The following is a 26,968-nucleotide window of genomic DNA, read 5'->3' on the forward strand; positions in this document are numbered from 1 at the left end:
TGGTGCTGCTGTCAACCCCCCAACGCCGGGAGCATCGATGGAACCAGTGATCGTGGACGCCGCACGCACCCCTTTCGGTCGACGCCGCGGTTGGCTGTCGCACGTGCACCCGGCGGAGCTGCTCGGTCTCGCCCAGCGCGGACTGCTGGATCGCAACGAGCTGCCCGCCGATCGGGTCGAGCAACTGATCGGCGGGTGTGTCACCCAGGCCGGGGAACAGGCCGGGAACGTGACCCGGAACGCCTGGCTGCACGCCGGCCTGCCCTCGCCCGTGGGGTGCACCACCATCGACGCGCAGTGCTCCTCGGCCCAGCAGTCGATGCACCTGATCGCGGGCCTGATCCACGCGGACGCGATCGAGGTCGGCCTGGCCTGCGGGGTGGAGTCGATGAGCCGGCTGCCACTGCAGTCGAACATGCCGGGCCCGACCGGGCGGCCGAAGCCGGAGGGCTGGTCGATCGACCTGCCCAACCAGTTCGAGGGGGCGGACCGGATCGCCCGCGAGAAGGGCATCACCCGCGCCGCCCTGGACGAGTTCGGACTCCGTTCCCAGCGGCTCGCGGCCGAGGCGTGGCGAGCCGGGCACCTGACCCGCCAGGTGATCCCGGTCCAACCGGGTGAGTTCGGCACCCCGGTGGAGGGCACCCCCGAGCAGGTCTGCACCGATCAGGGGCTTCGCGACACGGACCTGGAACGATTGGCCGCCCTGGATCCGGTGCTGACCGACGGACTGCACACCGCCGGCACCTCCTCCCAGATCTCCGACGGAGCCTCCGCAGCGCTGCTCACCTCAAAAGCCGCGGCGCAGCGGCTCGGTCTGCGGCCGCGGGCACGGATTGTCAGCCAGGCGCTGGTCGGCGGTGATCCGCACTTCCACCTGGACGGACCGATCCAGGCGACCGAGCGGGTCCTCAAACGCTCCGGAATGAGCCTCTCCGACATCGACCTGGTCGAGGTGAACGAGGCCTTCGCCGCGGTGCCGCTGTCCCTGCAGCGCCACTTCGAGCTGCCGTTGGACAAGCTGAACACCCTGGGGGGTGCGATCGCGGTGGGACACCCGGTGGGCGCGACCGGGCTGCGGCTGGTGGCCACGGTCCTGGACGAGCTCGAGCGGCGGGACCTGCAGCGCGGGTTGGTGGCGATCTGCGCCGGGGGTGCGATGGCCTCGGCCACCATCCTGGAACGGATCTGAACCGCTCAACCGGCGGCGCCCGCGGCCCGCGATTCCTCCTCGGCGAGGGCGTTCGCGCGCTGCCGCAGCACCGACTTGGCCACCTTGCCCAGGGTCAGGCTGGGCAACTCGTCGGTGAGGTAGACCCGTCGCGGTCGCTTGAAATCAGCCAAGGTCGCGGTCACCGCCTCGTCCACCCGTCGGGTCATCTCCTCGGCGTCGGCCACGACAGCCGGGCACAGCACCGCGAAGAGCACAGGCACCTCGCCCAGCATCGGGTGTGGTTGCGCGACCACCGCGGCCTGCCAGATGAACTCCGGCAGCGCCTTCAGCACGGTCTCCTCGACCTGGCGGGCGGACACGTTCTCCCCACCACACTTGATCTGATCGGCGTTCCGGTCGCCGAACCACAGCCACCCCTGTTCCCCAACCCGGGCGGTGTCCCCGGTCCGCAGCCACCCGTCCTCGGTGAAGGAGACCTCGTCGTGCTCGCGGTCCAGATAGCGCAGCAACAGTTGTACGCCGCGTTCCCCACGGACATGGAGATCGCCGTTGACCCCCGGTGCGCTGGGTCGACCGGTCTCCGGGTCGACGATCGCCAACTCATACCCCGGTGACACCATGCCGATGCTGAGCTCGGGAGAGTCCAGTCCGAGATCGGAACGGGTGGCGTGGGTGACCGTCTCGGTCATCCCCCAGGTGCAGAAGGTGGTCACGCCGAAGCGCTGCTCGATCCCGTGCAGCCGCGCGCCGGTAGTCCACACCCGGTAGTGGTGTTCGGGGATCGGTTGGTCGCCGATCGCCTTGACGCAGAAGGGAATCATCTGGGCGAGGGTGCAGTGATGGCGCAGGGAAAGCTCCCAGAACCGGCTCGCGCTGAACCTGGGTTGGAGCACCATCGACGCCCCCGCCCACAGCACCGCCATCATGCACCAGGAGATCGCGTTGATGTGGAACAACGGCAGAAAGACCAGATAGCGATCGTCGGAGGTCATGGCCAGGTTCTGTGCCGAGCACTGCCCTCCCCAGAGCAGGTTCGCGTGGCTCAGCACCACCCCCTTGGGGCGTGAGGTCGTGCCCGAGGTGAATTGGACCACTGCCTCGCGCATCGGTTCGACCGGCAGCCGTGGCGCCCGTTCGGTCCCGACCGGGTCGCGGTCGGCGGGTGCCCAGTCCTCGAGCACCAGTTGCCAGCGGCCGCGCACGTGCTCGGTGCACAGATCGACGTGTTCGCGGTCGGTGATCACCCCACACACTTCGGCCCGGTCGGCCTGGTCGGCGACCTCCGGTCCGGTCAACCTGGTGTTCGTGGTGATCGAGGTCGCACCGATGAGCACGCACGCCCACCAGGCGACCAGATAGTGCGGTGAGTTGCCCGCGTGCACCAGCACCCGATCACCCGGGCGTACGCCCCGGTGGTCCAGCTCGGATGCGGCCGCCTCCGCGACGGCGGCGAATCGGGCGAGACTCCACTCCTGCTCCGCCCCCTCGTGGGGAGCCCAGATCAGGAAGGTGCGATCCCCATGGGTGGCTGCCCGCAGGCGCAGCAACCAGCCCAGATCCTTTCCGGTGAAGGGATTGACGCGTTCACGGTCGAGGTCGAGAGCAGGCAGCACGGGTCACTCCTCCGGTCGGGTGGTCCAGCGCCGGTTAGTCACCGGCAGGTCGCGGATCCCGGTGAGCAGCGCCGTGCGCAGCTCCGCGGGGTCGATCACGTCATCGAAACCGCCGCTGGCGGCCTGTCGCCAGGGCCCGGTGGCCTCACCGCTGGTGAGCTGCCGGGTGAGTTCGGCGTCGGCCCCAGAGGTCTGCGCCCCCAGCCTGGCCGGTATCCCGCCCAGCGTGGCGGTCGGGAGAGCCAGGTTGAGCCATTGCCCATCGCACGGGTTGACCGCCATCACCGAGCTGCCGAAGCCGTAGGCCTTGCGCAGGGTCACTTGGAGCTTGCCGGTGTCGAGGCGGCGCTGGGCGGCGTACATCCGGGCGGCGGCACGAAGGATGCCGGCCCGCTCGGAGGCGCTGCCGGCTAGCACCCCCGGGTTGTCGGTCAGGAAGAGCACCGGGAGTCCGAGCATCCGGCAGGTGTCGAGGAAGCGTGCGCCCTTGTCCGCGGCGGAGACGTCGATGGTGCCGGCCCTGACCTTCGGCTGATTCGCCACCAGCCCGATGGCGCGGCCGGCCAGTCGAGCGAGGCCGGTGACCAGGCTGGTGCCGAACTCGGGCTGCTGTTCGAACCAGCTGTCCCGGTCCACTAGTTCGTCGATCACCCGAATCACGTCATAGGGGCGCCGCGGATCGGTCGGGATCACCTCGGTCAGGTGGCAGGGGCGAGGACCGTCCGCGCCGGGCTGTACCGGCCAGAAGGCGTACCGGAGCCAGCGCCGCACCAGAGCGAACCCGGTCGACTCATCGCCGGCGCGCTGGTGCGCGACCCCGGAGACCCGACAGTGCACCTCGGCCCCGCCCAGCTCGAGCTTGTCCACGTCCTCCCCGGTGCTGGCACGGACCACCGGGGGCCCGGCGGTGAACAGGGCCGCCTCGGGGCCGGCCATCACCACCAGGTCGCTGAAGGGCGCGGCCAGGGCGCCGTGTCCCGCACTCGGGCCGGCCACCACGCTGATCAGCGGCACCGTGCCGACCAGGTCGGCGAGCAGTTGCAGGTCGTTGGGAGCCGGCCGATGCGGTTGCAGCAGGTTGGTGGCGCGGTGCCCGGCTCCGTCCAGGACCAGGATCAGGGGCGCGCCCGTGCGGCCGGCCAACTCGGCCAACCGGACCCGTTTGGAGGCGCCGGCGACTCCGATCGAACCGCCCTGATAGGTCCAGTCCTCCGCCCCGATGAGCACCGGTCGACGGTGCACCAGGGCCCGCCCGGCCACGAAACCGTCGGCATCGCCCTCCCCGGCGAGGAGGCCGATCTCGGCGAAGCTGTCGGGATCGACCAGGCCGGCGATCCGCTCACGCACGGTCATCCGGTCGGAGCGGCGCTGTGCGCGACGCTCCTCGATCTGGTCCGTGGCCCGATCCCTGCGGTCGGCGAGAGCCTTGCGCAGCGGTGCCCAGTCCGGCGCGGTCACACCCGCACCTGATTGCGGACCAGTTTGCCCGAGGGGGTCCGCGGCAGGGCCACTCCACCGAGCACCCAACGACTGGGGATCTTGAAGTAGGCCAGCCGGGGACGCAGGTGCTCGATCAGGTCGGCCGCGGTCAGCTCCGAGCCCGGCGCGAGCACCACATGGGCGGCCACCTCCTGCCCCAGGTCGGCGTGCGGAACACCCACCACGGCCGCCTCCAGCACCTGCGGATGGGCAACCAGGGCGGCCTCGATCTCTGCCGGATAGACGTTCTCCCCGCCCCGCAGGATCAGGTCGGTACGCCGGGCGCTCAGGTGCAGCAGTCCGTCGCGGAGGCTGCCGAGGTCTCCGGTGGCGAGCCAGCCGGCAGGATCGATCGCGGCCGCGGTGGCCTCCGGGTTGCGCCAGTAACCAGGCATCACCATGGCTCCGCGGATGTGCACCAGCCCCTCCTCCCCGGGCGGGAGCACCCGCCCCTCGGGGTCCCGCACCTCGAGCTGCACGGTCGGATAGACCCGCCCCGCGGTCGTCGGGTGGGCCCGCAGGTCGGCGTCCCCGCAGCCGGTGGCCAGGCCCGCACACTCGGTCAGTCCATAGCCGAAGGACAATCCGGCGTTCGGGAAGGCGACCCGCAACCGCTCCTGCAGCGCTGGGGGCATCGGCGCCCCACCCCCGGTCACCCGGGTGATCGAGGTCAGATCGAAGCGTCCCGGATCGGCCTCCACGAACTGGACCATCCGGGCGGCGGTGGTCGGCACCACCGACACCTTGGTGCAGCGCTCCGCCTCGATCGTCGCCAGCACGCGCTCCGCGTCGAAGCGACCGGTGACGAAGACCGAGGTGTCCCCGCGCACCGTGGGACAGAGCAGCGACCCGAAGAGCCCGGAGACGTGGAAGAACGGATAGCTGGAGCAGCCGATGTCCACCGGGGATGCCGGGTCGGCGAGTCGCTCCCGGACCAGGGCCATGGTCTGCAGCATCACCATGGCGATCGCGTTGCGATGGGTGTTCACCGCTCCCTTGGAGCGTCCAGTGGTTCCCGAGGTGTAGAGGATCACCACCGGGTCGTCCTCGGCGATCGGATCCTCCGGAAGCCCGGGATCTGGCCCGGCGGTGCTGAGCCGGTCGACCTCCTCCATCGCCAGCACCGGTACCTCGAATGGCCCGAGTCGCTTGGCCATCCGTTCGGAGACCACCAGCAGCCGTGGTTCCGCATCGCTGAGGTAGTGCGCGGTCTCCTCCGCGCTCCACCAGCTGTTCACACCGACCGCGATCGCGCCGAGGCAGGCGGTCGCCCAGAAGGTGAGCAGCCACTCCAGTCGGTTCTCCGCGCAGATCGCCACGCGCTCGCCGTGGCGTACGCCGTGTCCGTCCCGCAGGGCCGCGGCGAGACGGGCCACCCGCTCGCGCACCTGGCGGTAGTCGAGGCGGTGTTGATCGATGATCAGGTAGGGGACGTCGTCAAATCGGTCGGTCGCCGCGAGCATCTCCCGAAGCGTTCGCGGCCGGTGGGTGAACACCGGCAGGTCACGCCCGAGCACCCACTCGGTGTGCACCGCGAACGGATCGCTGGGCTGATCTGACATCGGTCACACTCCTTCGTGCTGGCCCGATGAGCGTACGCATCCACGTCGGCAGAAGGCAAGCAAGCGCTTGGTTAATTTTCGGACTCGGGGGCATTGCCCGTTGCGCGCCCTGTTGCTATCGTCCAAGCAAACGCTTGGTTGACTGGTCAAGGAGGAACGGTGCCGGCGACGTTCGCAGAATGCATCGCGGCCCGCCGCGACCACACCGGCGGTGGTCTGCGCTTCGAGGGCGCCCGGTGGACCTGGGCCGAGGTGGTCGCCGAGGCCGACCGGCGCCGGGGGCTGCTGCGGACGATGCCCAGACAGCCGAAGGAGCACGACACCGGGCAACTGCACCTGGGGTTGCTGCTCGAGAACACCCCGGAGTTCGTCTTCTGGCTGTTCGCGGCCGCCCTCGAGGGGGCGGTGGTGGTCGGTCTGAACACCACCCGGCGCGGTGCCGAACTCGCCGCCGACATCACCCACGCCGACTGTGACCTAGTGCTCGTCGAGCAGCGCACAGCGCCACTGCTGGAGGGTCTGTCGCTGCCGGTGCCGGTGCACGACGCCGCCGACCTGCAGCTGATCGACGACCGACCGATCACCGGCTTCCCGGCCGCGGTCGGCCCGGAAACCCTGCTGCTGCTGTTGTTCTCGTCCGGGTCGACGGGCCGCCCCAAGGCCGTGGCGTGCAGTCAGGGCCGTTTGGCGACCCTGGCGCGCACCCTGAGCGAGCGGGTCGAGTTGCATCCGGGCTCGGTCACCTATCTGTGCGCGCCGCTGTTCCACGGCAACGCGCTGATGCTCAACCTCGCTCCCGCCCTGTGGAAGGGTGCCACCGTGGTGCTGGCCCGCCGCTTCTCGGCGACCGCCTTCACCGAGGCGATCGCCGAGCACGGCATCACCTTCGTCAACTACGTGGGCCGGATCCTCGCCTACGTGCTGGCCCGCCCGGCCCTGCCCGGGGATGCCGACTCGACCCTCGAACTGGCCTACGGGACGGAGGCCTCGGCCGCGGACGTGAGTCGGTTCGGTGAGCGCTACGGGTGCCGGGTCCAGGAGGGGTACGGGCTCAGCGAGGGAGTGGTGCGGATCAACCGCGTCCCGGGCACCCCGGCCGACGCCCTCGGCCAACCGGTCTGCCCCTATCCGGTCCAGGTGCGCAACTCCGACACCGGTCTCGAGTGCCCACCCGCCGAACGCGACGAGCACGGGCGGGTGACGAACCCCGATCAGGCCATCGGTGAGATCGTGGCCGTGGGGGGCGCCGCGGCCTTCGAGGGCTACTACCGCAACCCGGGGGCGAGCGTCGAACGGATCCGCGGGGATGACTTCTGGACCGGCGACCTGGCGTACCGGGACGAGGACGGCTGGTTCTACTTCGCCGGCCGCGCCAACGACTGGTTGCGCATCGACGGGGAGAACCTGGCGGCCGGTCCGATCGAGCGGATCCTCGAACGCCACCCGGCGGTCGCCGTGGCGGCGGTCTATTCCGTACCGGATCCGCGCACCGGCGACCAGCTGATGTGCACCCTGCAGGCCGACTGTTTCGAGCCGCAGGAGTTCGCCGATTTCCTGTCCGCACAGGGAGATCTGGGAGCGAAATCGGTGCCTCGGTTCATCCGGGTCACCGACCGGATGCCCACCACCGGCAGCAACAAGACCAGCAAATCGCCCCTGCGGCGCAGCGCGTGGCGAACCCGCGACCGGGTGTGGTGGCGGCCCGGGCGCGAGCTCAGCTTCGCCCCCTTCGGCCCCGCCGAACGGGCCGAGTGGGAGCGCGAATTCGATGAGCACGGACGATCCGGTCTGCTGCCCGAGAGTGGGAAGTGAGCGATGTTCCTGGACTACACCGATGAACAGCGGGAGCTGCGCGCCGAGCTGCGCGACTACTTCACCCGGCTGCTGACCCCGGAGGTCCGGGAGGCCATCGGCGGTGCCAACGAGGACCGCCCGGCCGGCCGCGAGGTGATCCGCCAGCTGGGCGCCGACGGTTGGCTCGGACTGGGGTGGCCCACCGAGTGGGGCGGCCAGGGCCGCGGCCCCGTGGAGCAGTTCATCCTGTTCGACGAGGTCTACCGGGCGGGGGCGCCGTTCCCCTTCGTCACCGTGAACACCGTCGGCCCGACCCTGCTCGCCCACGGCACCGAGGAACAGAAGCGGCGCTATCTGCCTGGGATCGTGCGCGGCGAGACCCTGTTCGCGATCGGCTATTCCGAGCCCGAGGCGGGCACCGACCTGGCCTCGCTGCGCACCCGGGCCGTCCGTGATGGCGACGGCTGGAAGATCAACGGCAACAAGATCTTCACCAGCGGCGCGGGGCAGGCCGACCACATCTGGCTGGCCTGCCGGACCGATCCCGAGGCACCCAAGCATCGCGGCATCACGCTGTTCATCGTGCCCACCAGCGATCCCGGATTCACCAGCACCCCGATCCAGACCACCGGACTGGTCTGGACCAACGCGACCTACTACGACGACGTGCGCGCCACCGACGCCGACATCGTCGGCGGGCTCCACAACGGCTGGCGGGTGATGACCTCCCAGTTGGGCCACGAGCGGATCGGGCTGGCCGCCATGGGCGGGCGCACCGAGCAGTTGTATGCCGACGTGCTGGCCTGGGCGCGCACGGCGGAATCCGGATCGCTGCTGTCCAACGGATCCACCGGGCTCCGGCTGGCCGAGTGCCACGCCCGGTTGGCGGCGATGCGACTGTTGAATTGGCGTGCGCTGGCAGGAAACGGCGGCGATCCCGCCCCGGCGGATTCGTCCATGGCCAAGGTGTTCGGCACCGAGGTGCACGACGAGGTGTGTCATCAACTGATGTCCGTCGTCGGGCCGCGGGCCGCGGTTCGGGCGTACGGCACAGACCAGCAGGAACAGAGCCCGGTGGACGGCCGGGTGGAGGCACTGACCCGCGGCTCCTACATCAACACCTTCGGCGGAGGCACCAACGAGGTGCTGCGCGACATGATCGCCACCCAGGGCCTGGGTCTGCCCCGGGCACCCCGGCCCGGTCAGGTAGCACGATCCACCACCGGCAAGGAGAACCGATGAGTGACTTCGAAGCGCGGTTGCAGTCGTTCGTCGGACGCCCGGCCGGCCCGCCGCGGATCTCCCGCGACCCGGTCGAGCGTTCCATGATCCGGCATTTCGTCGAGGCGGTCGACGACCACAACCCGATCTACGTCGACGACGAGGCCGCCCGGGCCACGGGCCGGGCCGGCGTGGTGGCCCCACCGGCCATGTTGTCGACGTGGGTGATGCGCGGTTACCGCGCCCACCACCGCACCCCCGCGCCCACGGAGGTGTCCGCCTCACCGTTGGACGAGTTGCTGGAACTCCTGGGCGAGCGGGGGTTCACCGGTGTCGTCGCCACCGACTCCGAGCAGGTGTATCAACGCGAACTGGTCCCCGGGGACCGGATCCGCTCCGAACTGGTGATCTCGGCGGTGTCGGCGGAGAAGCAGACCGGGCTGGGTGCCGGGCACTTCATCACCACCACGCGCACCTACCGCGATGCCGAGGACGCGGTGGTGGCCACCGAGACCTTCCGCATCCTGCGCTTCGATCCCACCAGGGCCCGCGGCAAGGCGACCGATCGGCCCGCGGCGGCCGATCCCGCGGATCGCCCCCGCCCGTTCCTGCTGCGGGACAACGAGTTCTGGTTCGCCGCCGCCCGCGAGCGACGGTTGCTGATCCAGCGCTGCGCCGACTGCGCGACGCTGCGGCATCCACCCGGCCCGATGTGTCCGCAGTGCCACAGCTTCGACTGGGACACCGTCACCGCGGCGGGTACCGGCACCGTGCACAGTTTCGTGATCAGTCACCATCCGCGGGCGGCCGGCTTCGACTACCCGCTGCCGATCGTGCTGGTCGACCTGACCGAGGGCACCCGGCTCGTGGCGGATTATCGGGGACCGATCGAGGAGTTGGAGATCGGTCTGCCGGTGCGGGTCGGCTGGACCGAGCTGGACTCCGAGACGACCCTTCCCCACTTCGAGAAGGCGGAGGCGTGATGGACTTCGACCCTGGCGAGGAACGGCGCGAGACGATCGAGCTGGTGCACGGGTTGCTGCAGCGGGTCGATCCCGGGCAGGTGGAACGGGCCGAGGAGGCTGGTTTCGACGCGCCCCTGTGGTCCGAGCTGGGCGACGCCGGAGTGCTCGGCCTGTGCGCACCGGAGGAGTACGGCGGCACCGAACTGGGCTGGGAATGCCTCCTCGACGTGCTCGTCGAGCACGGTCGGCGTCCCTCCCCGGTGCCGCTGTGGGAGACCCTGGTGCTCGGCGCGCTGCCGCTTCAGTGGTACGCCCCCCAGGCGGCCCAGCAGTGGTTGCCGGAGGTGGTCGCCGGTCGATGCCTGCTCAGCGCCGGCTGGGCGGACCACGTGGCCGGACGCAGCGACTGCCGAGCCACGACCGGTGACGACGGGTGGGTGCTGAGCGGTCGCTGCTCCGCCGTGCCCGCCGGGGACCGCGCGGATGCGGTGCTGATCCCGGCCGACACCGACGCCGGGCCCGCCCTGTTCCTGGTGCCCACCGAACACCTGGAGCGTACCGAGCTGCGGCTGACCAATCGGGGCACCGCAGCCGATCTGGTGTTCACCGAGGCGGCCGCGACACTGGTCACCGACCGGGCCGAGGCGATCGAACGCTGCCTGCAGGTCGCCTGGTTGGGTCTGGCCGCGCTCCAGGTCGGGCTGTCCAGCGAATCCGTCCGGCTCACCGCCGCACACGTGAGCGAGCGACAGCAGTTCGGGGTGCCACTGGGCACCTTCCAGGCAGTGGCGCACCAGTTGGCCGATGCGGCGATCGCCACCGAGGCGATGCGGCTCACCCTCGGCGAGGCCTCGTGGCGTCTGAGCACCGATCGACCGGAAGCCGGCACGGTGCAGGTTGCTCGCTGGTGGGCCGCCGAGCACGGGCCGCGCGTCGCCCGCACCTGCCAGCACCTGCACGGCGGTCTGGGCGCGGACACCACCTCGACCATCAGCCGCTACTTCCTCTGGTCGCTCACCCTCGCCCACACGTTCGGTTCCGCCGATCAGCACGCCGCCCGGATCGCGGACGCGCTCCGAGCGGGCACCGCCCACGATCCCGCGCAGGTCGTGCCAGCCAACTCAGTGGAGGCCGAACATGTCACGATTTGAGCCGGGACAGGAATTCCCTCCCCTAGAGATCGAGGTGACCCGCACCGTGATCGTCGCCGGTGCGATGGCGACCCAGGACTTCGAGGATGTCCACCACGACCCCGATCTGGCGATCACCCGCGGCACGGCGGACACCTACCTCAGCATCAACACCACCAATGGATTCCTCTGCCGCTATGTCACCGACCAGCTCGGGCCGACCGCACGCGTGCACAGGCTGCGCACCCGGCTCGGCGTACCCCACCTGGCCGGGATGACGCTGACCCTCACCGGCCGGGTCGAGGACGTGACCGGCGAGCGGATCACGATCGCGGTGCAGGGCCGGAACCCCTCCGGCGTCCACGCCTCGGCCACCCTCGAGGTGGAACTGACCGATCCAGGAGCTGACCGATGAATCGATTCCCCAGCAGGGAAGCCGCCATCGTGGGCATCGGTGCCACCGAGTTCTCCAAGGACTCCGGGCGCAGCGAGCTGACCCTGGCGCTGGAGTGCATCCTGAGCGCGCTGCACGATGCCGGCCTGACGGCCTCCGACGTCGACGGGCTGTCCACCTTCACCATGGACACGAACTCCGAGGAGGTGATCGCACGCAACCTCGGACTGCCCGGGCTGAACTTCTTCAGCCGGATCCACTTCGGTGGAGGTGCGGCCGCCGCCCCGTTCCAGCAGGCGATCCTCGCGGTCACCAGCGGGGTGGCGGAGTGCGTGGTCGTCTACCGGGCCTTCAACGAACGCTCCGGGGTCCGCTTCGGTCAGGGTCCGCCGCCGGGCAAGGCCCGGGCGACCACCGAGAACGAATACCGCAGCTGGGTGAACCCGTACGGTCTGCTCACCCCGGCCCAGCACGTGGCGATGGCTGCCCGGCGCTATCTGCACGCCTCCGGCGCGACCAGTGAGGACTTCGGTCGGGTGGCGGTGCTGGCCCGCAAGCATGCCGCGACCAATCCGCGGGCGTGGTTCCACGGGCGTCCATTGACCCTGGCCGAGCACCAGGAGTCGCGGTGGATCGTCGAACCCCTGCACCTCTACGACTGCTGCCAGGAGACCGACGGTGGTCAGGCGCTGGTGGTGGTGAGCGCCGAGCGGGCCCGGGATCTGCCCAATCCGCCGGCCTACCTGGCGGCCGCGGCCCAGTCGATCGGCCCGGACCAGCACAACATGACCAGTTACTACCGCGAGGACCTGGCCCGGGTGCCGGAGTTGGCTCGTTGCGCCGAGCAGCTCTGGCGCCAATCCGGGCTCGGACCCGACGCCATGGACGCGGCCGTGCTCTACGACCACTTCACCCCCTATGTGCTGAACCAGTTGGAGGAGTACGGCTTCTGCGAGCCGGGAGAGGCCCGTCACTTCGTTGCCGATGGGCACCTGGAGGTCGACGGGAGACTCCCCACCAACACCCACGGCGGTCAGATCGGCGAGGGCTATCTGCACGGCGTCAACGGTGTCGCCGAGGGTGTACGCCTGATCCGCGGCAGTTCGGTGAACCAGCCCGCCAAACAGATCCGGCATGCACTGGTCACCGGCGGCGTCGGGGTGCCGACGAGCGCGCTGGTGCTCGCCGCCGATCCCGGCTGACCGGGTCGATCGGCTGACTGGGTGGGATCGGGTGGGTTGATCCGGGCCTCCGGCTCGGTCAGCCCTTTCCGAAGGTGTCGCGCACCTCGTCGGCCGCGCCGCTGAGGTTCAGCTCGAAGGTAAATCCCTGCTCGAAACGGTAGGACCGGTTCACGTCCCAGGGGTCGATCCCGTTCAGAGATTCCTTGGCCGCGCGGATCACGCGGGGGTCCTTGGCGGCGATCTTCGCGGCCAGCGCCAGCGCCTCCTCGCGGAGCCGCTCCGGCGGCACCACGGCCAGCACCGAGCCATGCCGATGCAGTTCCTCGGCGGTGACCGTGCGCGAGGTATAGACCATCGCCCGGGCCAGGTGCTGCGGCACCAGCCGGGAGAGGTGCGTGGCCGCCCCCAGTGCGCCGCGGTCGACCTCAGGCAGTCCGAAGGTGGCGGTCTCGTCGGCGATGATCACATCGGAGTTGCCGACCAGACCGATCCCCCCGCCCAGGCAGAAGCCATTTACCGCGCTGATCACCGGCACCGGGCACTCGTAGACGGCCTTGAAGGCCGCGTAGCAGCCGGCGTTGGCACCGAGCAGCTTCTCGAAGCCCTGCTGGCGTTGAATCTCCTTGATGTCCACACCGGCGTTGAAGCCGCGCCCCTCGGCGCGAAGCACAACCACCCGGGCGTCCGCGGCCGCCGCGGTAACCTGTTCGGCGACAGCGAACCAGTCGGCCACGGTGAGGGCGTTCACCGGCGGCGCGTTCGTGATCACCTCGGCGATCCCGTCGGTGTGCTCGGTGCGGACCGCCGCCTGCTCTGACGGCGTACTCATGCGGACACCTCCTCGGTGGCGAAGCGGGCCCAGGCCCGGACCGCCACCCCGCCGCCGATCCTGGTGCAGGTCAGGGCGACCTCGACCAGCTCGGTTCCATCCTCGGCCGAGGACTCGCCCAGCTCGGCGGTCAGCTCGAGCTCATCACCGGGCCAGATCTGTTCTGCGAAACGGATTCGGAAGGATCGGATGTTCTCCGGCCCGAGCCAGTCGGTGGCATAGCTGGCGAGCAGCCCGGCCGGCCACATGCCGACGGCGAACGGGCTGTCGAATCCGGCACGCCGGGCGAATTCGGTGTCGTGGTGGATCGGGTTCATGTCGCCCGAGGCGCCCTGGTAGCGCACGAAGTCGGTGACGGTGACCGGGCCGATACGGCGTGGTTCGGGGATCTGCATCATCACTGCTCCTTCGTGGACGCTGCCGGCGGGCGTCCGGTCTCGACTCCGGTGAGCCGCGATTCGGCGACCAGGTGCCCATCGTGGTCACGGAACTCGGTGACCATGACCGCGAAGGTCAGTTCACCGCCCCGCTTTCCCTGCTTGGTATAGATCTGATCGATCCGCGAGGTGGCGCTCAACCGGACCCCGGCACGGGGCGGCGGGCCGTGGAAGATGAACTCCTGCTCGGCGTGCAGGCCGCGTTGCTGGTCCATCTCGACAGCCTCCCAGACCCGATTCTGATCCCCGGCCCAGAAGATCTGCGTGGTCAGGAAGGTGGGCGGGATGGGCGGGTTCTCGGCCAGGTACGCCGGATGCTGCGACCCGGTGGCCGCCGCGAACTCGCGGATCTTGCCGCGCTCGATGTCCATCTCGAAGGTTTCGCCGGTGGTGCCGGCGGCGTTCGGGTTCACCATCTGTGACTCCTCCTCGGTGCGGGGTCAGGCCCGCTGGCTGGAGACCGACACCACTTCGCCGGTCAGGTAGGTGGAATAGTCCGAGGCGAGGAAGACCATCACGTTGGCGACCTCCCACGGTTCGGCGGCGCGGCCGAAGGCCTCCTGAGAACTCAACCGAGTCAGCAAATCGTCGCTGGTCACCTTGGCCAGGAAGGGATGCATGGCGATGCTGGGTGCCACCGCGTTCACCCTGATTCCGTGCTCTGCCACGTCGAGAGCGCTGCACCGGGTGAGTGCCATCACCCCGGCCTTGGCCGCGGCATAGTGGGCCTGCCCGCGCTGGGCCCGCCACCCGATCACCGATGAGTTGTTGACGATCACGCCCCGCCCGGCCGGGATCATGTGCCGCAGGACCGACCTCGTGGCGCGGAAGGTGCTGGTCAACGTCACGTCGAGGACCTGGTGCCACTGCTCGTCGGTCATCTCCTGGACCGGCACCTCCCCGCCAAGACCGGCGTTGTTGATCAGCACGTCGATCCGGCCCAGCTCGGCCACGGCGCCGTCCATCAGCCCGTCGATCTGCGCCTGATCGGTCACGTCACAGGCGATCGCCAGCGGCCGCTGACCAAGCTCCTGCTCCAACCGGTCGGCCGCCCCGGCGAGGCGGCGTTCGTGTCGGTCACTGATCACCAACCGGGCCCCCTCCTGCCCGCAGCGCAGCGCCGCCGCATATCCGATGCCGGTCCCGGCGGCCGCCGTCACCACCACGGTGCGGTCGGCCAGCAGGTCGTGCGACGGCGGCGCCTCAGTCACGATCCGTCCTCTGTTCCAAGCTGGTCAGGGTTTGCGCGGCCTCATCAGCGATTCGCTCCAGCAGCTCGGCCACACTGGGGAGGTCGTCGATCAGGCCGACCACCTGGCCGGTGGCCATCACCCCGGTCTCGGGATCACCATCCAGCAGCGCCGTCCGATAGAGCATCGGCGCGTTCGCGGCCATCACCACCTGACTCCACCCGAGCCCGTGATTGCGCCGCATGGCCAGCCCTTCGCGGACGATGTCGGGCCAGGGCGTACCGGACATCCGCTGAAAGGCCACGGCGTTGCGCGCCGCCCGGACCAATCGGGTGGCCGGATTGCTGCGTTCGAGCTGTGCCACCGGGCCGGTGTTGAGCACCCGCTGGGGCACTCCGTCCACCTCTCGGGTGACCACGGTGTCATTCACCGACTTGGTCAGATAGACATCCTTCACTCGTTGGGCGACCGGCGATTCCTTGGTGAGCAGGAATCGGGTACCCATCGCGATCCCCTCGGCACCGTAGGCCAGGGCGGCGACCAGGCCGCGTCCATCGAAGAAGCCACCGGCGGCGATCACTGGGATGTCGACGGCGTCGACGACTTGGGGCAGCAGCAGCGTGGTGGGCACGGCACCGGTGTGGCCACCGCCCTCTCCGCCCTGCACGATCAGCGCGTCGGCCCCCCAGGCGGCCACCTTCTCGGCGTGCCGGCGCGCACCGATGGAGGGCACCACGACCAGACCCAGCTCCTTGCAGCGCTCGATCAACGGTTGCCGGGGAGCCAGCGCGAAGGAAGCGACCTTGACTCCGGTCCGGGCCATCAGCTCGATGCGCTGTTCCACGTCGGGCTGGTCGGCCCGCACGTTCACCCCGAAGGGGGCATCGGTGCGGGCGCGCACGTCGTCGATCGCCCGGGCGAGCTCGTCGAAGGAGAGCAACCCGGAGGACAGGATGCCCAGGCCGCCGGCAGCCGAGGTGGCCGCAGTGAGCCCGGCGTCGGAGACGAACCCCATCCCGGTCTGCACCAAGGGGTGGCGTACGCCGAACAGGCGGGTCGCGCGGGTCTGCAGTACCGGGCTGGTCAGCCCGTGGGGGCCTGCCGTGCTGGTCATGCCGGCACCTCCTTGTCCCTGCTGGCGCGAGGGTCGATCTGTTGGCGGATCAACTGCAGTTCCTGCTCGGTGGGCAACCGGGTCTCGGGCACCTCCTCGGCACCGAGGTCGAAGCCGGTGGCCTCGCGCAGTTCCTCCATGGTGACACCCGGATGCCTCGACACCAGCCGCATCCGCCCCTGCTCGCCGCCGAAGTCGAAGACGGCCAGGTTGGTGACGACCCGTCGCAGGTCGTGGTGGCGGGCTGCCCCGCTGCCAGCCCGACGGGCGGCATCGTTGCCCACCCCGGCCACCATGTCGACCTGCTCCACGAAAACGCGCCGCGAGTGCTTGGGCACCCAGTAGCTGCACGGATGGTTGACCGTGTTGCCGGGCAGCCCACGGACGCCGATCAGCTGCACCTTGGGCCGACGATAGTCGCCGATCACGGCGGTGTTGGCGTTTCCGAAGGCGTCGATCTGGGTCGGGATCATCATCGCGTGCCGCTTGCCACCCCAGACGAGATCGAAGATCTGCCGGAACGGGGTCCATCCCTCCACGGTGCCCCCGGGGGAACCGAGCGGCTCCACCCCGGCGATCAGGTGTGCCTCACCGTCGCTCATCGCAAGGTCGGGGCTGAACGTGGCGCGGGCCAACCGGGCCCCGATCGCCGGCGCGATCCCGAAGGCGCTGACCAGGATCTCGCCGTCGTCACGGAACACCTCCGCGCACGCCACGGCACACACTTCGGCGCGGGTCGGGTCACTCATGGCCACCTCCGAGGTAGTCGCTGCTCCAACGGCTGAAGGAATCCTCGTCGACGGCGGAGTCGGCGTACGCCCGCACCGCACCCCGGTCGAGGTCGTAGTCGGGGACGCAGGAGGTGAACCCCGCCCCAGCGGGCGCCTCGACCACGCCGGTCACGTCGAGCCGGCGCACGACCAGGCTCGAGGACGGCTGACCCTGCGCCAACTCCTCGGTGGGCACGATCCGCTCGCAGCTGACGAACGCCTGGTCCGCGGCCCGGCAGTAGAGGTCGTCGAAGTAGGGGTCGGGGCCCAGGCACTGCCCGTTGCCCGCCGCGTCGGCCCGGTTCAGGTGCACGATCGCCGCGTCCAGGTGCAGGGCGGGCATCGCCACCAGTTCGTCACCGGAGCCGTAGGGGTCGGCGACGGTACGCAGGTGTGGGTTGTGGGTGAGCACGTCCGAACCGAGCCCGGCGCGGGTCGGCAGGAAGGGCAACCGCAGGGCCGCGGCGTACAACCCCCACTGCAGCATCCCTTCGTCGTACTCCTCCACCTCGACCGCACCCGCCTGACGGACGGCGCGGAAGTGCGGGTCGAGCGGAATGGCGTCCAACGAGACGAATCCGAACTTGAGCCGCCGGACCTTGCCCAGCCGGCACAGCAGGCCGACCTCGGGACCCCCGTAGGTGACCAGGGTGAGATCGGTGAGCGAGCTGCGCGCGATGGCGCGGACCAGCTCCATGGGCTTGCGACGCACCGCCCAGCCGCCGATTCCGATGGTCATCCCCGACCGCAATCGGGAGACCACCTCCTCGGCCGTCATCCGCTTGTCAGCCATCACGCTCCCTTTCAAGTCAACCAAGCGCTTGCTTGTCTACTCGTTCAGGGGCGCCGCCGTCAAGCCCCGGAGCCGTGCCGTGAACCCGTTCCGTCGACAGCTCTTCCGGCCGCGCGACCCACGTCGGACTCGACCCCGTAACATCCGCGAGCGGACCGTTGACGAGCGTCCCGCGAGGGCGTACCTTTCCAACCAAGCATTTGCTTGTTTTTCTAGGAGGCGGGGTCAATGAAGTCCATCCGAATCTTGAGCGTGGCCGCGGCGGCCGTGCTCGCGCTCAGCGCCTGCGGCGGAGCCGACAAGCCGACCGCCACTCGCACCACACCGGCATTGACCGGTGAGCCGATCATCTTCGGCGTCCAGCAGGACAGCCACGGGCCCGCTGCGGCGTACAGCCCGATCGCCGCCAAGACGATCAAGCACGCGGCCGATCAGATCAACGAGCAGGGCGGGTTGCTGGGCCGGCCGGTCAAGGTGATCGTCGAGGAGGACGAGTCCGACCCCACCAAGGCCCCCTCGGTTGCCCGGAAGCTGATCGACGGAGGTGCACACGTATTGTTCACCACCACCTCCTCGGCCGCCATCGTGCAGACCAAGGCGGTCGCCCAGCAGGCCAAGAAGCCCAACATGGCCGCTCTCGCGCTCACCCCGTCGCTGGTCAGCCCGCCCGATCACGACTACATGTACACGCTGGCCAATCCGCTGGCCGACTGGACCCAGGTCTATTGCGGGGCGTTCAAGGCCAAGGGCTACCAGAAGCTGGCAGTGCTCTCCGACGCCTCGGTCACCATCCAGGGCCTGCAGAAGGTGCTGATGCCCGAGTTCGCGAAGTGCATCAACGTCGTGGCCAACGAGTCCGCCCCGGTCGACACCGCGGACCTGAACGCTCAGGTGGCCAAGATCAAGGCCGCCGATCCGGATGTGGTGCTGGTCGACTCGGTGGGCGGCAACTTCGAGGTGCTGGCCCAGACCACCTTGTCGCAGCAGCTGCCGAAGGTGCAGCGGTTCTCGGTCGCCTCGATCGGCAACCAGCCCGACACCTGGAAGCTGGCCCAGCCGGGAGCCTTCAAGGGGATGGTGTTCATGGGTTCGTTGGACACGGCGAACAACGACCGGACCAAGCAGTTGCAGAAGTTCCTGGCCGAGCGCAATGGCGAGAAGTATCAGATGACCGCCTATGACGCGCAGGCCTGGGACTCGGTGCAGATGGTCAAGCGCGCCATCCAGAAGTCGAACTCCACCGACGGCGAGAAGATCAACCAGGCGCTGCAGAGCGGTGAACCATTGCCGTCCTCCTTCGGCGGAGCGAACTTCCAGCTCACCTTCACCAGCAGCAAGCACCTGGGATCGAACGGGCTGTGCGGGCTGGTGCTCACCGAGTTCGGCAGCAACAACAAGCCCGAAGGCCCCTGGGCCGGTTATCAGCCGCCCTGCAAGTGACCGCGTCCGGGCGGCGGCGCACCCCGCCGCCCGGGCGTACCGTCGACCCAACCGACCCGGACTGACCCCACCGACCCACGAAGGAGTGAGTGGATGACCGATCCACAGCTGTGGTTCTCCGCAATCGAGATCGGTTGCTTCTTCGGGCTGATGGCGCTGGCGTTCCTGCTGATCCTGGTCGGCTCGGGGTTCTTCAACTTCGCGCTGGGCCCGTTGGCCATGGTGGGGGGGCTCGGCACCTCGTGGCTCAGCCTGCAGTTGGAGCTGCCGTTGCCGGTCGCGGTGCTGATCTCGCTGGGGGTCGTGGTGCTCCTTTCCGCGGCCATGGAGGTGCTCGTGGTGCGGCCGATCCAGCAGCGATCAGGCAGCGGCGAGCTGCCGGCGCTGGTCGCCGTGGCCGCGTTGATCTTCGCCGTGCAGCAGGGTGCCGGACTCGTCTTCGGCCGCTCTCCCCTGCCGGGTCAGCGATTCAGCGATGCCGACCCGCTCGAGATCGGCGAGGCCATCCTCCCGGTGAGCGCCATCATCCTGGTCGTGACCACGTTCGTCCTCTTCGCGGCGGTCACCGCGTGGATGCGGTTCACCAGCACCGGTCGGCTGCTGCGGGCCGTCGGCGACAACAAGGACGCCGCCGCCGTTCTGGGCCTGCCGGTACGCCGGATCCGGCTGATCGCCTTCATCCTGGGCGGACTGATCGCCGGGGTCGCGGGCCTGCTCTATTCGAGCAAGTCCGGGGTCAGCTTCGGGATGGGCCTGTCCTGGACGCTGACCGGGTTCCTGGCCCTGGTGATTGGCGGCACCGGTCGGATGTGGGCACCGCTGGTGGGGGGGTTGATCCTCGGGGTGGTGCAGGTGTTCACCCCGTTCTATCTCTCCCTGATCGGGCCGCAGACAGTGATCCTGGTGCTGGGGTTGATCTTCTTCGCCTTCAAGCCCGAAGGACTGTTCACGAGGAAGGTTCGCGCATGAGCACCGCCACGACCAGCACGGCGGGTGGGCGCACCGGGTGGCGCCCCAACCGCGCCGCGGACATCTGGCCCCCACTGGTGGGCGCGGCCGTGATCGTGGCCCTGATGGTGTGGACCGGCGGCTCCAGCTATCGCCAGGATCTGATCCAGTTGGCCTGCACCTACGCGCTGATCGCCCTGGGGATGTACGTGCCGATCCTGGCCGGATCGCTGTCCATGGCCTATTCCGCCTTCGCCGCGATCGGTGGCTTCGCCGTGGCCTTGGTCTCGCGGCACACCGGAATCGGACTCTGGCTGGGATGGATCGCCGGTGCGGCCATCTCCGCGGTGATCGCGGTCATCCTGGCGTTGGCTACCCGCCGACTCTCCGGATTCTTTCTGGCCGCGGTGACGCTGCTGTTCGGTACCGCCTTCGAGTACTGGCTGGGTGTGGCCGAGCCGATCACCGGTGGGGCCATGGGCATCGGCGGGATCCGGGAACTCACCGCCTTCGGCACCCCGGTGCCCCGATCGGTCCAACTGCTGCTGGCGATGATCTTCGTCTGGGCACTGACGGTGCTGATCGACCGGCTCCGGCGCAGCTCCTGGGGAGTTGCGGTGCGGGCAATCGACCACCAGCCGCTCTCGGTCGAGGCCTCCGGCGTACGCACCGCCGATCTGACCACCGTGGCGCTGGCCTTCGGGGCCGCGGTTTCCAGCTTCGGCGGGGCCCTGTTCGCGTCCTTCGTGCGCGGCATCACCCCCGAGACGTTCACCTTGCACGTGGTCTTCCTGGCGCTGTTCATGCCGCTGCTCGGTGGCCGGGGCACCGCTTGGGGTGCGGTCCTCGGGGCGCTGTTGGTGGTGGAGATCACCGTGAACTTTGACGCGATCAAGGCCAGCGGCTCCCTGCTGCTCGCGCTGGCCGTGCTCGTGGTGATGCTGGTCGCCCCCTCCGGCATCCTCGGCTGGCTGAACGGCCTGCGGCTGCGGCTGACCGGCGGCCGGAAGGAGGCCCCGGATGAGTGAGTCCGAACCCCTGCTGGTGGGCCGCGGCCTGACCAAGCACTACGGCGGCGTGGTCGCCCTCAGCGAGGTCGACCTGCATGTGGACGCCGGGGAGATCCTGGGCCTGGTCGGCCCCAACGGTGCCGGCAAGACGACCCTGGTCGACCTGGTCACCGGTGCCCAACCCGCCACCGCGGGAAGTCTCACCCTGCAGGGCAGACCGCTGTCCGGTGGTGCCGCCCGCCGAGCCCGGGCCGGGCTCGCCCGAACCTTTCAGCACCCGCTGGTTCCCGACGAGCTGACGGTGGTCGAGGCGATCACCGCCGGGGTGTCGGCACGCCGGCTGCACACGCCGTGGTCGATGGTGCTCGAGTTGCTGCGCGGCATGGTGACAGGCCCGGACCGCGACTTCCAGCGCGCCGCGGCGCTTGCCGCGGAAACCGGAATCACCGGCCTGGACCGGCACTGCTCCGATCTCAGCCTCGGCGAACAGCGGCTGCTGGAGGTGGTCCGGGCGCTGGCCCAGGACCCGCAGGTGATGCTGCTCGACGAACCGTTCGCGGGGGCCGACCCGGGCGGGATCGCCGGCATCATCGACGCCATCCGGCAGGTGCAGCAGCGCGGCCACGGGGTGATCCTGGTCGATCACAACGTGGACCTGATCGCCGATCTGGCGGATCGGGTGATGCTGCTCAGCGAGGGCCGGGTCGTGTTCGACGGCAGCCCCGCCGCCTGCCTGTCGAGCGCGGAGATGAAGCGCGTCTATTTCGGGGGCGATGATGACTGAGGGCACGGGCGGACTGACCGTCTCCGGCCTGGGGGTCCGCTACGGGCGGGCGACGGCACTCGCCTCGGTGGATCTGGTGGCCCCCGCGGGCGCGGTGACCGCCGTCATCGGGCCGAACGGGGCCGGGAAGTCGAGTCTGGCGCTGGGTCTCTACGGGTCGATCCCGGCCAGTGGCACCGTGACCCTGGGGGGCCGGGAGTTGTCCGGACGCCCGGCCCTGGCCCGCGCCCGGGCCGGGATGGCGCTGGTCCCACAGGGCCGCCAGCTCTTCCCCAGGATGACCGTGCGGGAGAACATCGAGGTGATGGCGAGCCTGCTCAAGATCCCCCGGGCCGAGGTCGACAGCGCACTGGACCGCTTCCCCATCCTCCGCGAGCGCATCTCCTCCTATGCCGGCGTGCTGTCCGGCGGTGAACAGCAGATGCTGGTGGTCACCCGGGCGTTGATGGCTCGCCCGCGCGCCATCGTGCTCGACGAGATGATGACCGGCCTGGCACCGCGGATCGTTGCCGAGTTGCGCCAGACGGTAGCCGGACTGGCCGCCGATGGCGTGGCGGTCCTGGTCACCGACCCGTCCCTGGCCGGACTGCGTGCAGTGGTGGACCGCGGATACGTCCTGGTCCGCGGTCGCGTGGTCGCCGAGGCCGAGGACGCTGAGACCCTGGATCGGGCGTACCAACGGGCGATGGGCGTCATTGTCGATGAGATCGAGCACGGCATCGAGGAGGAGGATTCCCAGCATGGTTGAGGATCCACTAGCAGACCTGCCCGTGGTCGATCCCGCGACCGCTGCGGAATACCACCGAGCCGGCTGGTGGGGTGACCGGTCGCTGCCCGAACTGGTGGCCGACCGGGCCCGCAGCATTCCCGAGGAAACGGCGGTCGCGGGTGACGGCATCCGGTGGACCTGGGCCGACCTGGACCGGCAGACCGACGCGATGACAGTACGCCTGGCCGGCCTAGGACTTCCGGCCGGTGCCCGGGTCGCCGTGCTGCTGCCCGATGGCCCCACCGTGCACGCCGCGCTGCTCGGTTGCGCCCGCGCCGGGTTGGTCGCCGTCGGCATCGGGGCGCGCAGCGGCGACGCCGAGATCGCCCACCTGGCCAGGCACACCCGGGCACGGGCCCTGCTCACCCAGACCAGCCATCGCGGTCGCCGGGCCGAAGAGCTGTTATCCGCCCTGACCGAGCGGGGCGTACCGGCGCTGCCGCTGCTGCTGGCCGATCAGGTGACACCCTCGGACACCGTCTCGACCACCACCAATCCGCCGCGCGGGGTGGACGAGGTGTCCATCCTCAACTCCACCTCCGGAACCACCGGACTGCCGAAGTGCGTGACCCAGTTCGACAACCGCTGGCTGCACTTCTGTGATCTGGCGATCGCCGCGGGACGGCTCAACTCCCAGGATCGGGTGCTGGCGGCCGTGCCGACGCCCTACGGGTTCGGGTTGTGGACCTCGCACTACCTGGGTCCCCGACTGGGGGTGCCCACCCACCGGATGGCCCGATTCGACGCCACCGAGGCGCTCCGCCTGATCGAGCGCGAACGGATCACCGTGCTGGCCTGCGTGACCACCCAGTTCCGGATGATGCTGGCCAGTCCAGAGCTGGCGGCGGTGGACCTGAGCAGCCTGCGGGTGATGTTCACCGGTGGTGAGGCGATTCCGTTCGAGCGTGCCCGGGAGTTCGAGGAGCGCACCGGCTCGGCCCTGCTGCAGTTCTTCGGCTCCAACGAGACCGGTGCGCTGGCGTACTCGAGCGTCGACGACCCACCCGAGGTCCGACTGCGCACGGGCGGGCGGTTGATCCCGCACATGCGACCACGCCTCTATGACCCCGACACCGGGGAACAGACGACCGAGCAGGGGCAACCGGGATGCCGCGGTCCCCTCACCTCGCTGGGCTACTTCGCCGATCAGGCAGCGAATTCCGAGCTCTTCACCCGCGACGGCTGGATGCTGATGGGTGACCTGGTCGAGTTCGCCCCCGCCCCCGGTGGCGCGGACACGCTGCGCCTGATCGGGCGGACCAGCGACATCATCATCCGCGGCGGCAAGAACATCTCCGCGGCCGAGGTGGAGGCCAAGGTGGAGACCCATCCCGAGGTGGTGCTCGCCGCCGTGGTGCCGGTGCCCGACGACGTGTTCGGGGAGCGGGTCTGCGCCGTGCTCACCACCACCGGTCGAGAGCTCGGCGTCGACGACGTCGCCGCCCACCTCACCCGGCGTGGGGTCAGCCGCGAATGGTTCCCCGAGCGGGTGCTGGTGGTGGCTGAGTTGCCGCGCAACGCCGGCGGCAAGATCGCCAAGGGCGAGGTCCGCCGAATCGCCCGGGAGTTCTTTGCCGAGCAGCAATCCCCGGCCGCTGCGGACCCGCGATGAGCAACCGGGGCGGAGAGTCGGTCTCCGCACTGTTCCCGGTCCAGGGCGAGGCCTGGTCCCGCCGCGAGGCGCCCCCGGTAACGGAGGTGGCCGATCGGATCTGGGCCGCCCCGATCCCCGTGCCGGGGCAGGGAATTCGCTTCGTCTACAGCTATCTGATCGCCGACGGCTCCGGCGGGATGACCGTGGTCGACCCGGGCTGGAACTCCACCGAGGCACGAGCCGCGCTCGGCGCCGCGGTGGCCCGCACCGGCCACCGGATCGACGACGTGGACACGTTGCTGGTCACCCACGCCCACCCCGACCATCTCGGGATGGCCGGTGACCTGGCCCGTGAGACCGGCGCGCAGGTATTCCTGCACGACGCCGACTGCCTGCTGCTGCCGGAGGTCCGTGGCGACCTCGATTACGTGTCCCTCGACCGCTGGCTGCGTGAGCACGGTCAACCGCTCGACCCGGACCCCGGAACCGCCATGGACGGTGTCGTCTTCGCGGACATGGAGCGACCGAGCCACCGCCTGCACGACGGACAGGAGTTCCGGGTCGGCGACCGGCGACTGCGCGTGCTGCACACCCCGGGACACACCCCCGGGCACGCCTGCTTCGTCGTCGAGGACGAACACCTGGTGCTGACCGGAGACCACCTGCTGCCGCGGATCAGCCCGAACGTGTCCGGCTTTCCCCGGTCCGGACCCGATCCCCTAGGCCGATTTCTGGACTCGCTGGGTCTGATCGCTCGGCTCGACCCGGCGGTCGCCCTGCCCTCGCACGAGTACGCCTTCGCCGACCTGGGTGAACGGGTGGCCCAGGTCGAGCGCCATCACACGGCCCGGTTGGCCGAGATCTGTGACCGGTTGGCGGACACCCCGGGGATGAACGCCGACGAGTTGAGCCAGCGGTTGACCTGGTCCAGGCCGTGGTCAGAGATCAGGCCGGCCATGCGTCGAGCCGCGCTGGCGGAGACCCTGGCGCACCTGCTGCGACTGGTCGAGCTCGGTCAGGTGCGGGCCTGGACCCGCCGCGAGGTGCGGGTCTGGTCACTGGCCCGCTGACCTGGGTCCGTCGACGAAGCGGGGCGGCTCGATCAGGCGTACGCCGCCGGGTTGCAGCAGCCCGAGCAGCCGCTCGTCGAAGGCGCGTTGCACCTTGTCCACGTCCCAGCCCCCCTCGGTCTGTGCCCCCTCGGCGATGACCGCGGGATGGGCACACACCGACAGCGTCTCCGCGTCGCAGCGCAGCACCTGACCGGTCACGCGAGCGGACCGATCGGAGAGCAACCAGACCACGAGCGGCGCGTTGTTGGCCGGATCCTTGCCGCGGTTCTGCCCGACGAAACCGCCGCCCACAAAGGATTCATAGACCTCGGCCATTCGGGTGTGCGCCATCGGTGAGACGGCGTTGACCCGCACCCCCGACTCCCGGAGATCGGTGGCCCAGGAATAGGTGAGGGCCGCCGTACCGGCCTTCGTGGCACCGTAGACGGCCATCGAACGATCGCCCATCTGCTGACCAGAGGTGACGTTCACGACGCTGCCGCGACCCCGCGGCACCATCTCGGCGAAGGCCGCGGTCGCGCAGGCGATGCTGCCCATCAGGTTGACCTCGATCAACCGGCGGGCGTCCCGTTCGTCCTGCTCGTGCGGGTGGGCCAGCGCGAGCAGGCCGGCGTTATTGACCAGCCCGTCAATGGTTCCGAACTCCGTGACGCAGGTGCGCACCAGGTCGCGGGCCTGGTCCCAGTCGGTGATGTCGTGACCACTCGGCACCGCCTGCCCGCCCAACCCCTCGGCGACCTCAACGGCCCGGTCATGAGCGATGTCGTTGACCACCACCCGGCCGCCGGCGGCGACGATCGCCTCGGCGTACGCCCGTCCGATCCCCCCGCCCGCTCCGGTCACCACGACGGCCCGATCCTGCAGGACGCTCATCGGTGGGCTCCTTCCCCTTGTCAGCCTCGGTTGTTCGGACCTAAGATAACAAGCAAGCATTTGGTTGGTTACAGGTCGGGAGGAATATGGTCGCCGTCGTCACCGGGGCCACCGGGGGGATCGGTCGCGCCGTCTGCGAGCGCCTGGCCGCGGGCGGGCACGATCTCGTGCTGACCTGGCGCAGCGATCAGCAGCGGGCCGAGCAGTTGGCGGCGGGGTTGCGGTCGCACGGTGCGGAGGTCCGGCTGGTCCGATGCGACCTGGAGGTCGAGGACCAGGTGCGGACGCTCGCCGAGGCGGTGGGCGATCGGCTCGAGGTGCTGGTGCACGCCGCCGGGCCGCACGTCCCGATGATCCACCTGTCCCGGGTCTCCGGGGAGCAGTTGCGTCGGCAGCTGCTCGGCGATGCGATGAGCTTCTTCACCCTGACCCAGGCCCTGCTGCCCGCGCTGCGCCGGGCCGGTGGCTCGGTGGTGCTGGTCAGCACCGCGGCCACCGATCGTTATCCGGTCCGCGACGGGCTCTCCGCGGTGCCCAAGGGCAGTGCCGAGCAGCTGGCCCGGGCGTACGCCGCCGAGGAGGGTCGCTATGGGGTGCGGGTGAACATCGTCGGCCCCGGGATGCTGACCGAGGGCATGGCCGAGCGGTTGATCAGCTCCGGGGAGCTCGACGAACGGGCCCTGGCGATCACCCGGAACAACATCCCGTTGCGGCGCTTCGGCCGGGCCGACGATGTGGCCGCCGCGGTCGACTTCCTGGCCGGCCCGGACGCGGGTTTCATCAGCGGCCAGAAGATCAACGTCGACGGTGGCTACACCGTCTGAGGGG

26 protein-coding genes are annotated in these 26,968 nt (G+C 69.8%); 15 read left to right on the forward strand and 11 right to left on the reverse strand.

The genetic code is table 11. The features are described from left to right. The first annotated feature begins 37 nt into the window (after nucleotides 1-37). Nucleotides 38-1,192, forward strand: a complete 1,155-nt coding sequence (locus CGZ93_RS17465; protein WP_094365437.1) for a steroid 3-ketoacyl-CoA thiolase — start codon at nucleotides 38-40, stop codon at nucleotides 1,190-1,192. Nucleotides 1,193-1,197: 5 nt separating this feature from the next. Here the strand turns inward: CGZ93_RS17465 and CGZ93_RS17470 are convergent, their stop codons facing one another. The 3 genes from CGZ93_RS17470 to CGZ93_RS17480 are packed head-to-tail and all read right to left on the reverse strand — an operon-like array spanning nucleotide 1,198 to nucleotide 5,828. Next, a complete protein-coding gene (locus CGZ93_RS17470) occupies nucleotides 1,198-2,787 on the reverse strand; it encodes a class I adenylate-forming enzyme family protein (RefSeq protein ID WP_094365438.1) in 1,590 nt (529 codons plus the stop codon). A gap of 3 nt (nucleotides 2,788-2,790) precedes the next feature. Beyond that, complete coding sequence (locus CGZ93_RS17475; RefSeq protein ID WP_094365439.1) at nucleotides 2,791-4,245, reverse strand: acyl-CoA carboxylase subunit beta; 1,455 nt, start codon at nucleotides 4,243-4,245, stop codon at nucleotides 2,791-2,793. Next, on the reverse strand, nucleotides 4,242-5,828 hold the full coding sequence (locus CGZ93_RS17480; protein WP_094365440.1) for a class I adenylate-forming enzyme family protein: 1,587 nt from the start codon (nucleotides 5,826-5,828) through the stop codon (nucleotides 4,242-4,244). Before CGZ93_RS17480 ends, CGZ93_RS17475 begins: the two co-directional genes overlap by 4 nt. 159 nt (nucleotides 5,829-5,987) lie before the next feature. Here CGZ93_RS17480 and CGZ93_RS17485 point away from each other — a divergent pair, with 159 nt between their 5' ends. From CGZ93_RS17485 to CGZ93_RS17510, 6 genes are read left to right on the forward strand one after another with little or no spacing between them, the layout of a single operon-like run. Then, a complete protein-coding gene (locus tag CGZ93_RS17485) occupies nucleotides 5,988-7,640 on the forward strand; it encodes an AMP-binding protein (protein ID WP_094365441.1) in 1,653 nt (550 codons plus the stop codon). A gap of 3 nt (nucleotides 7,641-7,643) precedes the next feature. Then, the gene (locus CGZ93_RS17490; RefSeq protein WP_094365442.1) at nucleotides 7,644-8,864 is read left to right on the forward strand and encodes an acyl-CoA dehydrogenase family protein; all 1,221 of its coding nucleotides are present in this window, start codon (nucleotides 7,644-7,646) and stop codon (nucleotides 8,862-8,864) included. Further along, the gene (locus CGZ93_RS17495; RefSeq protein WP_094365443.1) at nucleotides 8,861-9,826 is read left to right on the forward strand and encodes a bifunctional MaoC family dehydratase N-terminal/OB-fold nucleic acid binding domain-containing protein; all 966 of its coding nucleotides are present in this window, start codon (nucleotides 8,861-8,863) and stop codon (nucleotides 9,824-9,826) included. The genes CGZ93_RS17490 and CGZ93_RS17495 overlap by 4 nt, the downstream gene beginning before the upstream one ends. Further along, the gene (locus CGZ93_RS17500; RefSeq protein ID WP_094365444.1) at nucleotides 9,826-10,959 is read left to right on the forward strand and encodes an acyl-CoA dehydrogenase family protein; all 1,134 of its coding nucleotides are present in this window, start codon (nucleotides 9,826-9,828) and stop codon (nucleotides 10,957-10,959) included. The genes CGZ93_RS17495 and CGZ93_RS17500 overlap by 1 nt, the downstream gene beginning before the upstream one ends. Further along, nucleotides 10,946-11,353 (forward strand): hotdog family protein, encoded by a 408-nt coding sequence (locus tag CGZ93_RS17505; RefSeq protein ID WP_094365445.1) that lies wholly within the window; start codon nucleotides 10,946-10,948, stop codon nucleotides 11,351-11,353. Before CGZ93_RS17500 ends, CGZ93_RS17505 begins: the two co-directional genes overlap by 14 nt. Then, on the forward strand, nucleotides 11,350-12,534 hold the full coding sequence (locus CGZ93_RS17510) for a lipid-transfer protein (RefSeq protein ID WP_094365446.1): 1,185 nt from the start codon (nucleotides 11,350-11,352) through the stop codon (nucleotides 12,532-12,534). Before CGZ93_RS17505 ends, CGZ93_RS17510 begins: the two co-directional genes overlap by 4 nt. A 58-nt stretch (nucleotides 12,535-12,592) precedes the next feature. On the opposite strand, the gene CGZ93_RS17515 is transcribed toward CGZ93_RS17510, so the two are convergent. Genes CGZ93_RS17515 through CGZ93_RS17545 form a run of 7 tightly spaced genes read right to left on the reverse strand, consistent with a single transcriptional unit; the run spans nucleotide 12,593 to nucleotide 17,649 of the window. Further along, nucleotides 12,593-13,345, reverse strand: coding sequence for an enoyl-CoA hydratase family protein (locus tag CGZ93_RS17515; RefSeq protein WP_094365447.1), 753 nt, complete (start codon nucleotides 13,343-13,345; stop codon nucleotides 12,593-12,595). Beyond that, nucleotides 13,342-13,743: a MaoC/PaaZ C-terminal domain-containing protein gene (locus tag CGZ93_RS17520; protein WP_094365561.1), complete on the reverse strand. Its 402-nt coding sequence runs from the start codon at nucleotides 13,741-13,743 to the stop codon at nucleotides 13,342-13,344. Before CGZ93_RS17520 ends, CGZ93_RS17515 begins: the two co-directional genes overlap by 4 nt. After that, nucleotides 13,743-14,198 carry an FAS1-like dehydratase domain-containing protein gene (locus CGZ93_RS17525; protein WP_094365448.1) on the reverse strand — a complete coding sequence of 152 codons (456 nt, stop codon included), beginning with the start codon at nucleotides 14,196-14,198 and terminating at the stop codon, nucleotides 13,743-13,745. The genes CGZ93_RS17520 and CGZ93_RS17525 overlap by 1 nt, the downstream gene beginning before the upstream one ends. A 24-nt stretch (nucleotides 14,199-14,222) precedes the next feature. Beyond that, nucleotides 14,223-14,993 (reverse strand): SDR family oxidoreductase, encoded by a 771-nt coding sequence (locus tag CGZ93_RS17530; protein WP_229117561.1) that lies wholly within the window; start codon nucleotides 14,991-14,993, stop codon nucleotides 14,223-14,225. Then, entirely contained in the window at nucleotides 14,986-16,086 is a 1,101-nt protein-coding gene (locus CGZ93_RS17535) for an NAD(P)H-dependent flavin oxidoreductase (protein ID WP_094365450.1), read from the reverse strand. The genes CGZ93_RS17530 and CGZ93_RS17535 overlap by 8 nt, the downstream gene beginning before the upstream one ends. Further along, the gene (locus CGZ93_RS17540; protein ID WP_094365562.1) at nucleotides 16,083-16,835 is read right to left on the reverse strand and encodes a CoA-transferase subunit beta; all 753 of its coding nucleotides are present in this window, start codon (nucleotides 16,833-16,835) and stop codon (nucleotides 16,083-16,085) included. The genes CGZ93_RS17535 and CGZ93_RS17540 overlap by 4 nt, the downstream gene beginning before the upstream one ends. Next, the gene (locus tag CGZ93_RS17545) at nucleotides 16,828-17,649 is read right to left on the reverse strand and encodes a CoA transferase subunit A (RefSeq protein ID WP_094365451.1); all 822 of its coding nucleotides are present in this window, start codon (nucleotides 17,647-17,649) and stop codon (nucleotides 16,828-16,830) included. The genes CGZ93_RS17540 and CGZ93_RS17545 overlap by 8 nt, the downstream gene beginning before the upstream one ends. A gap of 228 nt (nucleotides 17,650-17,877) precedes the next feature. Here CGZ93_RS17545 and CGZ93_RS17550 point away from each other — a divergent pair, with 228 nt between their 5' ends. The 7 genes from CGZ93_RS17550 to CGZ93_RS17580 all read left to right on the forward strand — a co-directional run bounded on the left by CGZ93_RS17550 (nucleotide 17,878) and on the right by CGZ93_RS17580 (nucleotide 25,264). Further along, nucleotides 17,878-19,089: an ABC transporter substrate-binding protein gene (locus CGZ93_RS17550; RefSeq protein WP_094365452.1), complete on the forward strand. Its 1,212-nt coding sequence runs from the start codon at nucleotides 17,878-17,880 to the stop codon at nucleotides 19,087-19,089. A gap of 93 nt (nucleotides 19,090-19,182) precedes the next feature. Continuing rightward, the gene (locus CGZ93_RS17555) at nucleotides 19,183-20,058 is read left to right on the forward strand and encodes a branched-chain amino acid ABC transporter permease (RefSeq protein WP_094365453.1); all 876 of its coding nucleotides are present in this window, start codon (nucleotides 19,183-19,185) and stop codon (nucleotides 20,056-20,058) included. Then, the gene (locus CGZ93_RS17560) at nucleotides 20,055-21,065 is read left to right on the forward strand and encodes a branched-chain amino acid ABC transporter permease (RefSeq protein ID WP_094365454.1); all 1,011 of its coding nucleotides are present in this window, start codon (nucleotides 20,055-20,057) and stop codon (nucleotides 21,063-21,065) included. The genes CGZ93_RS17555 and CGZ93_RS17560 overlap by 4 nt, the downstream gene beginning before the upstream one ends. Continuing rightward, nucleotides 21,058-21,831 carry an ABC transporter ATP-binding protein gene (locus CGZ93_RS17565; RefSeq protein ID WP_094365455.1) on the forward strand — a complete coding sequence of 258 codons (774 nt, stop codon included), beginning with the start codon at nucleotides 21,058-21,060 and terminating at the stop codon, nucleotides 21,829-21,831. The genes CGZ93_RS17560 and CGZ93_RS17565 overlap by 8 nt, the downstream gene beginning before the upstream one ends. Further along, nucleotides 21,824-22,579: an ABC transporter ATP-binding protein gene (locus CGZ93_RS17570; RefSeq protein ID WP_094365456.1), complete on the forward strand. Its 756-nt coding sequence runs from the start codon at nucleotides 21,824-21,826 to the stop codon at nucleotides 22,577-22,579. The genes CGZ93_RS17565 and CGZ93_RS17570 overlap by 8 nt, the downstream gene beginning before the upstream one ends. Next, nucleotides 22,572-24,212, forward strand: coding sequence for a class I adenylate-forming enzyme family protein (locus CGZ93_RS17575; protein WP_094365457.1), 1,641 nt, complete (start codon nucleotides 22,572-22,574; stop codon nucleotides 24,210-24,212). Before CGZ93_RS17570 ends, CGZ93_RS17575 begins: the two co-directional genes overlap by 8 nt. After that, entirely contained in the window at nucleotides 24,209-25,264 is a 1,056-nt protein-coding gene (locus CGZ93_RS17580; RefSeq protein ID WP_094365458.1) for an MBL fold metallo-hydrolase, read from the forward strand. The genes CGZ93_RS17575 and CGZ93_RS17580 overlap by 4 nt, the downstream gene beginning before the upstream one ends. On the opposite strand, the gene CGZ93_RS17585 is transcribed toward CGZ93_RS17580, so the two are convergent. Next, nucleotides 25,250-26,140: an SDR family NAD(P)-dependent oxidoreductase gene (locus tag CGZ93_RS17585; protein WP_176451829.1), complete on the reverse strand. Its 891-nt coding sequence runs from the start codon at nucleotides 26,138-26,140 to the stop codon at nucleotides 25,250-25,252. The two genes, CGZ93_RS17580 and CGZ93_RS17585, sit on opposite strands and share 15 nt — an antisense overlap. An 86-nt stretch (nucleotides 26,141-26,226) precedes the next feature. Between CGZ93_RS17585 and CGZ93_RS17590 the strand changes: the two genes are divergently transcribed. Then, a complete protein-coding gene (locus tag CGZ93_RS17590; RefSeq protein WP_094365460.1) occupies nucleotides 26,227-26,964 on the forward strand; it encodes an SDR family NAD(P)-dependent oxidoreductase in 738 nt (245 codons plus the stop codon). Nucleotides 26,965-26,968 lie beyond the last annotated feature (4 nt).

Origin of the sequence: Enemella dayhoffiae, assembly GCF_002250625.1 — a bacterium.
Lineage (GTDB): Bacteria > Actinomycetota > Actinomycetes > Propionibacteriales > Propionibacteriaceae > Enemella > Enemella dayhoffiae.

Coding starts and splice junctions, on each gene's coding strand:
- CGZ93_RS17545 (WP_094365451.1), bottom strand. CDS start 17,649: ATGGCTGACAAGCGGATGACGGCCGAGGAGGTGGTCTCCCGATTGCGG.
- CGZ93_RS17515 (WP_094365447.1), bottom strand. CDS start 13,345: ATGAGTACGCCGTCAGAGCAGGCGGCGGTCCGCACCGAGCACACCGAC.
- CGZ93_RS17510 (WP_094365446.1), top strand. CDS start 11,350: ATGAATCGATTCCCCAGCAGGGAAGCCGCCATCGTGGGCATCGGTGCC.
- CGZ93_RS17580 (WP_094365458.1), top strand. CDS start 24,209: ATGAGCAACCGGGGCGGAGAGTCGGTCTCCGCACTGTTCCCGGTCCAG.
- CGZ93_RS17585 (WP_176451829.1), bottom strand. CDS start 26,140: ATGAGCGTCCTGCAGGATCGGGCCGTCGTGGTGACCGGAGCGGGCGGG.
- CGZ93_RS17500 (WP_094365444.1), top strand. CDS start 9,826: ATGGACTTCGACCCTGGCGAGGAACGGCGCGAGACGATCGAGCTGGTG.
- CGZ93_RS17540 (WP_094365562.1), bottom strand. CDS start 16,835: ATGAGTGACCCGACCCGCGCCGAAGTGTGTGCCGTGGCGTGCGCGGAG.
- CGZ93_RS17570 (WP_094365456.1), top strand. CDS start 21,824: ATGACTGAGGGCACGGGCGGACTGACCGTCTCCGGCCTGGGGGTCCGC.
- CGZ93_RS17495 (WP_094365443.1), top strand. CDS start 8,861: ATGAGTGACTTCGAAGCGCGGTTGCAGTCGTTCGTCGGACGCCCGGCC.
- CGZ93_RS17565 (WP_094365455.1), top strand. CDS start 21,058: ATGAGTGAGTCCGAACCCCTGCTGGTGGGCCGCGGCCTGACCAAGCAC.
- CGZ93_RS17520 (WP_094365561.1), bottom strand. CDS start 13,743: ATGATGCAGATCCCCGAACCACGCCGTATCGGCCCGGTCACCGTCACC.
- CGZ93_RS17535 (WP_094365450.1), bottom strand. CDS start 16,086: ATGACCAGCACGGCAGGCCCCCACGGGCTGACCAGCCCGGTACTGCAG.
- CGZ93_RS17590 (WP_094365460.1), top strand. CDS start 26,227: ATGGTCGCCGTCGTCACCGGGGCCACCGGGGGGATCGGTCGCGCCGTC.
- CGZ93_RS17490 (WP_094365442.1), top strand. CDS start 7,644: ATGTTCCTGGACTACACCGATGAACAGCGGGAGCTGCGCGCCGAGCTG.
- CGZ93_RS17560 (WP_094365454.1), top strand. CDS start 20,055: ATGAGCACCGCCACGACCAGCACGGCGGGTGGGCGCACCGGGTGGCGC.
- CGZ93_RS17550 (WP_094365452.1), top strand. CDS start 17,878: ATGAAGTCCATCCGAATCTTGAGCGTGGCCGCGGCGGCCGTGCTCGCG.
- CGZ93_RS17525 (WP_094365448.1), bottom strand. CDS start 14,198: ATGGTGAACCCGAACGCCGCCGGCACCACCGGCGAAACCTTCGAGATG.
- CGZ93_RS17575 (WP_094365457.1), top strand. CDS start 22,572: ATGGTTGAGGATCCACTAGCAGACCTGCCCGTGGTCGATCCCGCGACC.
- CGZ93_RS17465 (WP_094365437.1), top strand. CDS start 38: ATGGAACCAGTGATCGTGGACGCCGCACGCACCCCTTTCGGTCGACGC.
- CGZ93_RS17555 (WP_094365453.1), top strand. CDS start 19,183: ATGACCGATCCACAGCTGTGGTTCTCCGCAATCGAGATCGGTTGCTTC.
- CGZ93_RS17505 (WP_094365445.1), top strand. CDS start 10,946: ATGTCACGATTTGAGCCGGGACAGGAATTCCCTCCCCTAGAGATCGAG.
- CGZ93_RS17480 (WP_094365440.1), bottom strand. CDS start 5,828: ATGTCAGATCAGCCCAGCGATCCGTTCGCGGTGCACACCGAGTGGGTG.